Source organism: Calothrix anomala FACHB-343 (assembly GCF_014696435.1).
Taxonomy (GTDB): Bacteria; Cyanobacteriota; Cyanobacteriia; order Cyanobacteriales; family Nostocaceae; genus Aulosira; species Aulosira anomala_A.
The window spans coordinates 1-5416 of record NZ_JACJQG010000140.1; the positions used below are offsets into that span (position 1 = coordinate 1).

Here is a 5416-nt window from a genome sequence, read left to right on the forward strand (position 1 = left end):
GTTATGTTCATTGGCTTGAGGAGATGATGTTATGTTGACTATTTTAGGCTTTTTAGAATTACTCTAACCAAATATGTAAAGTTTTGTATCGAGATTCAACATTTCTGTTCATGGTAATCGGTGCGATCGCACTCGTTATTTATAGAGAAATCATTGTTCATATAGTACGCACTTCAGGGCATGGCAGTGCCAGTGCCCCTACAATTAACTATTATCTGTACCTCACCAACTGGCATTTTGCTGTAAATTTATTTAGGCGAAGTTTATGCCTATTACTCTAGCCACGATCGCGGCTAATAAAGGAATGAGAATAAAGCCAACTAATTCAGCCCTAATTAACAAAATTATCCGATTCAGATTTGCTAATTCTAACTTGGGTACTTCACCTCGTAACAGACTTTTCAACCAACCTAAAAAAGAAACAGTGGGATAAATAGACAAACAACCCACAACGATAAAAGCTGCTACTTTGACGTAAAAAACTGGGTTGTGTAAATAGTAATCTGTACCTTTACCAAAATAGACAACACGCAAGATACCTGTAATCAGCACAACAATTGCCGATATACCATAAATCGCATCGGCTATGACAATTTTCCAAGCTTCTTTTAGACTCAAATCTTTGTTTAAGGTAAATGCTTCTAACACCAGCGCACCAAAACACAAGATAAAGCTTAAGTAATGCAAATACGCAACGATCGCACTTACCCACATAATATTTCTAAGTTCTACTAGGTTGCTATCTATGACTTGAAATTCCAAGCTAACACTAAGATAAGCAGCTAAAAAGTAACTATTTATTCAGACAGAATTGTCTTTTTATTAAATAGCGTTGATGCTTCTGGCTTTGATTACTGTAAGATATAGCTTGGGTTCCTATAGGAAACCACGATCTAACTACCCTTAAAAGCCTTCTTTACCCAATATCCTCTAGGTGGCTTTTCAATGCCATAAGCCTTACACCACTTTTCTACAGCCTTATCAGATACATCAAAATCTCTACTTATCTGTGCTGTAGGCTTTTCCCACACCAATTTTTCTAATTCTTCTTTTGATGGTCGTTCTACTTTTCTGGTATTAATTCTAGAGTCTGGATTAACTTTCCTAGTTGTTAAATCCACTCCAAATTCTTTGTAAGTTCGCTTAGGTGCTTCTTCAGTAAAGTTTATAAAATCTTCCCACCAGTAAAACGGCGTAGCTGAATTAGGTATTTGGGTGGTTATGTAGCAACCACTAAAGTTAACTGAAGGATAAACAACTTGATCGATATCAGGGAGATAAACAGCATAAAAATCAAAGTCTTCAGCTTGATATTTTTTCTGATGAATCCCATTCTTATCTACCCAGATAGTTCTCTTGACTACTCTGTTGTCTCCTGCATATTTAGCTTGTATTTTATAAAATTTGTCATCTTTATAAGCAACAAAATCAAATGGTAAATTCTCACACACTACAGGTGTGAGAATTAAATAGCCTTTGACTGTTAGATCTGCGATCGCTTTTATCGCAGCAATATCACCTTTATTTTTTGTGTGATGCAGCAAATTGAACCCTCAATCGCTGTAATCAGCGTATCATGGATATTTGCTTAAGGGTTCGGATTTAACCAAAACGAGCGCGGCAGGGTTCGAACCTGCGGCCGATTGCTTAGAAGGCAATTGCTCTATCCACTGAGCTACGCGCCCAAAATAATAAGATGGCTCTTGCAAGAGTCATTTGTTTAATTATATCTTTTCCTTTACCAATAAGCAATTGAAAATTGCAGATTTCCCAGTAAGAAGGCTAAGATGCTAGTCGCTGGTTACTGAATGTACATTGAAAACCAAGTAAATGGACTATTTTTTTTATATATTTTATGGTCAATGGCTAATTTGGGTATTGGAATAAATCAATACTGGGTAGTCTATTGTAGAGTAACCTCTAGCGATCGCGAGGTTTTCGTCTGCAGTATGCTAGGTAATCGCACTCTTGGCGATGCTGGTAAATCAGATTATAGATCGCATATTGAGAACGCCCCTGAGAGGAGTTATTTGCTAGTGCCATGTTTATTCTCAAACGGCAGGATGTAGAAATATCAAGCATTCAGCACCCGAAGCGGGATCAGCCAGTGCCAGTTATCCACTATCAGGGGCAAACATTTCGCTTGATTAGTGTTTTTAAAGCTAGCCAAGAGGAAGAAGCTAGAGCTTTGTGGAGAGACTTAACGGATCAACGAGGTAAAGCCTGTGTATTGTTGGAAGAACCAGATCGTTTTAGCGTCTGGGGCAAAATCCGTTTAGAACAGCTAAGTGATACAGGTAGTCACAGCAAAGCAGGAATTTTTACCCAAGGTAGTCTGCTGCTATTGCAAGCTGTGTATATGGACATTGAAGATTTTTTAGGTGCTAAACAAGCAACTTTATTTGAAAAAGATATCACGGAGATATTGCGACAAAAGCAACTTCCCCAAGCAACTACGCCAGAAGCAGTAAAATTCTTGCTCAAGCAAGATCCGCTAGACATCCACAGCCTGCCCAATTGGCAAGAAAATCATGTAACTACCTTTTTACAAGAACTCCATAAGCTGGGTAAAACTTACTTTGGTAATGCTAACTTTGCTCATCCAGTAGTCGATAGGTTACAGGATATGTCAGATGAAGAGCGATCGCTATTTATCAGTTGGCTAAATCAATCTCCAATGAGTAAACTGTGGCAATAGCATAGACAAGTTAGGAAAACTGTTGCCACGGATACTTGCTCTTGGCAGCTAATTGTGCATTCTTGGCAAGAGCAATTGACTAGTTGGTTTCTAGAGAAACTCCTGCCTATAAAGTCATGCAAGTCAAATTCTGCCAAATTTTGTTTAGATAATCAAGCCTTATGGGTAGTTCTTACGAAAATTCTTACCGTTCTAAATCTATATTCTCAACCGGGAACCTGATTTTAGCTGGCATTGGCTGGGCTGTACTGGCACTGCTATACTTTTTATTGTTTAGCGCTAAAGTCCCAGGAGCAAATGGCGGAGAAAGTCGTGCCGAATGGTATGTAATTGGGACAAATATTTTTGAAGCGTTAGCTTACCTGGGTGCCGGTATCTTATGCTTGAGGAATTGGCGTAGTCCGCAAATTGTCAGTGGTCGCAATGTTTGGCTCGCCATTGGCATAGGTATGCTGTCTTATTTCCTTGGGGGGATATTTTTCGGTTATACGGAAATAATCTTAAAAGAAGAACCGGATGTTTCGATTGGCGATGTGTTTTTTGTAGTAACCTATCTGTGTCTTGGTACAGGTATGATTTTAGCAGCAGCTCACAGGCGAATCAATCTCGAAAAATGGCAATGGCTAATTGTGTTAGCCATTGGCGTCTTTGGTAGTTTGTTAGCTTGGTGGATTTCGCTGCAACAGAGCAAAGAACTAGAGTTGTTAGGCACCATTTTGAATTGGTTCTACATAGTCAGCGATGTAGCGATTTTGATTATCGCCACAACTTTGCTCTTAGCCTTTTGGGGAGGAAAAGTTGCGCAATCATGGAGAATGATTGCAGCTGCGGCATTTTCGCTCTACATTGCAGATATGTGGTTTAAATATGCTCAAGGTCCCAATTATCAAAGTGGAGAGATATTAGAAGTGTTTTGGGTTTTTAGTGGAGTTTTATTTGGTATGGGCGCTGTCTTAGAATATGACACATCACTGAGCCGATCGCGGCGGGAGCGAGGAAGAAAAAGAGCGTAGCAAAGATTTTTGGTGTCTACCGTGAGAAAATTAACTGATTCTGACAAACAAGAAATTCTTAAGTTATATCGAGAATCTGCCGAAACCACCTCAACTTTGGCAGAACGTTATGACGTGAGTAACTCGACAATTAGCCGCTTACTGAAAAGTACTTTGCCAGAAGACGAGTACGAGTATCTCGTTTCTTTGAAACGGGCTGCGAGAACTCCTGAAGGTAGGGCACAGGTAAACTACGAACAGTTACCACTTTTAACTCAGCAACCACCTAAACCAGAGACTGCGACAATCGACAAACCGATTGTGGAGTCGCCTAAGGTTGAGCCAGAAAAAGTAGTAGCTGCATCAGAAGAAGACGATAGCCTAGAATCCAATCAGGCTAATAGACGGGTAAGGCGGCGTTCTTCAGCAGAAGCAAAAGAAAAGCAACCCGTCGCACAACAGCTAGAAATTATCCCCAAAAAGCCGCCGGAAGTTCCTAGCGCTCCCAGTCCGAAACTACCAGAAATCGTCAGCCTGCCTACTCCTAAAGTAACAGAAGTTCCTAACCTGCCGATTCCTAAGCGGGCAGAAGTTGGCAATATTTCTAGCCGCATCTTAGATGATGAGCCGCCACAAGCTAACGTTTTAGCGCAAATGCTAGGCGAAGACTTGTTGGATGAATCTGAGGATTTGGACGATTTAGAGGACGATTTAGACGAAGACGATGAGTTCTATGATGAGGATGAGGACGATGACTATGAGGAAGCAAGACCTTTAGTCACCAGGCGCAGACCAGGGGAAGCACCAGTACAGGTGTTACCATTGTCCTCAGCGCAGTTGCCGAAAACTTGCTATTTGGTGATTGATAGATCCTCAGAATTAATTACCAGACCACTGAGAGACTTTGGCGATTTAGGTCAAATTCCGAACCTAGAAACTCAGCAAAGAACTTTACCAGTGTTCGATAACCATCGCGTTGCCAAGCGTTTTTCTACCAAGCGCGATCGCGTGATTAAAGTGCCTGATAGTAAAATGCTACACAAGGCGCGTACCCATCTCCAAGCTAAAGGCATCACGCGGCTATTGATTGATGGTCAGGTATATTCCTTATCTCCGGTTTAGTTATGGAAATACCTGCTGGCTACGGTGTGGTATTAGCGACAGCCGCCAATGTCCAAGAGGCACAAGCGATCGCTAATGCCCTGGTGGAAGCTAAACTCGCTGCTTGTGTGAGTCTATTGCCAATCCACTCGATTTACACCTGGCAAGGGAAAATACACACAGAAGATGAATGGCAGTTACTCATTAAAGCTGATTTGGCACAATTTTCTACCTTGGAAGCCAAAATTCGCGAACTGCACTCCTATGAGTTGTCGGAAATTATCGCTTTACCCATTATTGCGGGTTCTCAACCTTACCTGCAATGGATTGCGGAACAAATCAAGGGCGATTCCTAGACGATTCAACATAAATAACCCCATCTTTTGAAGTTTCTCGGAGATGGGGTTATTTATTGGGGAATTTTTTTGTATTGCTGTTGACGGTTGACTGTTGACGGATAACTGTTGACGGTTGACTGTTGACGGGGGAGCATCCCAATTTTGACGCAATACCCTAGAAGGGTATTGCTATACCAACAAAGCCTGCCTTCGCAGGCTAAAAGTTTGATAGCCTGCGAAGGCAGGCTTCGTATTTCTAGCCCCACCCTTATAGGGTGAGGGCGTTT

General features: G+C 41.3%; 7 protein-coding genes and 1 tRNA gene. 4 read left to right on the forward strand and 4 right to left on the reverse strand.

Annotated elements, in window-relative coordinates; genetic code table 11:
• Positions 1 to 252 precede the first annotated feature (252 nt).
• The 3 genes from H6G08_RS36695 to H6G08_RS36705 form a co-directional block, all read right to left on the reverse strand.
• The gene (locus H6G08_RS36695; protein ID WP_242046452.1) at positions 253 to 762 is read right to left on the reverse strand and encodes a DUF2214 family protein; all 510 of its coding nucleotides are present in this window, start codon (positions 760 to 762) and stop codon (positions 253 to 255) included.
• Between the two features lie 131 nt (positions 763 to 893).
• On the reverse strand, positions 894 to 1544 hold the full coding sequence (locus tag H6G08_RS36700; protein ID WP_190552213.1) for a group I intron-associated PD-(D/E)XK endonuclease: 651 nt from the start codon (positions 1542 to 1544) through the stop codon (positions 894 to 896).
• Between the two features lie 68 nt (positions 1545 to 1612).
• Positions 1613 to 1685, reverse strand: a tRNA-Arg gene (locus H6G08_RS36705).
• Positions 1686 to 2041: 356 nt separating this feature from the next.
• On the opposite strand from H6G08_RS36705, the gene H6G08_RS36710 reads away from it, so the two are divergent.
• From H6G08_RS36710 to cutA, 4 genes are all read left to right on the forward strand, one after another.
• Entirely contained in the window at positions 2042 to 2698 is a 657-nt protein-coding gene (locus H6G08_RS36710; RefSeq protein WP_190552215.1) for an Npun_F0813 family protein, read from the forward strand.
• A gap of 161 nt (positions 2699 to 2859) precedes the next feature.
• Positions 2860 to 3711 carry a hypothetical protein gene (locus tag H6G08_RS36715; protein ID WP_190552217.1) on the forward strand — a complete coding sequence of 284 codons (852 nt, stop codon included), beginning with the start codon at positions 2860 to 2862 and terminating at the stop codon, positions 3709 to 3711.
• A gap of 21 nt (positions 3712 to 3732) precedes the next feature.
• Positions 3733 to 4812 (forward strand): helix-turn-helix domain-containing protein, encoded by a 1080-nt coding sequence (locus tag H6G08_RS36720; protein ID WP_190552219.1) that lies wholly within the window; start codon positions 3733 to 3735, stop codon positions 4810 to 4812.
• A 2-nt stretch (positions 4813 to 4814) separates the two neighbouring features.
• Positions 4815 to 5147: a divalent-cation tolerance protein CutA gene (cutA, locus tag H6G08_RS36725; protein WP_096645326.1), complete on the forward strand. Its 333-nt coding sequence runs from the start codon at positions 4815 to 4817 to the stop codon at positions 5145 to 5147.
• Between the two features lie 53 nt (positions 5148 to 5200).
• Here cutA and H6G08_RS37275 read toward each other — a convergent pair.
• Positions 5201 to 5416 (reverse strand): hypothetical protein (locus tag H6G08_RS37275; RefSeq protein WP_206758307.1); only part of this gene is annotated, 216 nt, incomplete at its 5' end.